Annotated in this window: 1 protein-coding gene; it reads left to right on the top strand. The window is 67.4% G+C overall.

Annotation, left to right across the window (positions count from 1 at the left end; genetic code table 11):
• Positions 1 to 298, top strand: a 298-nt coding sequence (locus tag EN852_RS39060) for an SDR family NAD(P)-dependent oxidoreductase (protein ID WP_135879921.1), incomplete at both ends; no start/stop codon positions are given.

Raw genomic sequence — 298 nt, forward strand, 5'->3', positions numbered from 1 at the left:
GGCTGGACATCGAGTGGCTCGCGCTCGACGTCGCCAGCGACGACAGCGTGGCGGCCGCGGCCAAGGTCCTGACGGCGCGTGTGTCCGGTCTCGATGCACTGGTCAACAATGCCGGCGTCGCCCTCGGCTATGTCGACGCGCTCGACGCGGACGGCCGCTACCAACGGTCGCCAAGCCAGGAGGACATCGCGGATATGAAGGCCACCTATGACGTCAACGTGTTCGGGCCGGTGCGGGTTACCCAGGCGTTCCTGCCGCTGCTCGTGGCAACGCCCTCTGCCTGCATCGTCATGGTGAG

This window comes from Mesorhizobium sp. M2E.F.Ca.ET.209.01.1.1 (assembly GCF_004010375.2).
Lineage (GTDB): Bacteria > Pseudomonadota > Alphaproteobacteria > Rhizobiales > Rhizobiaceae > Mesorhizobium.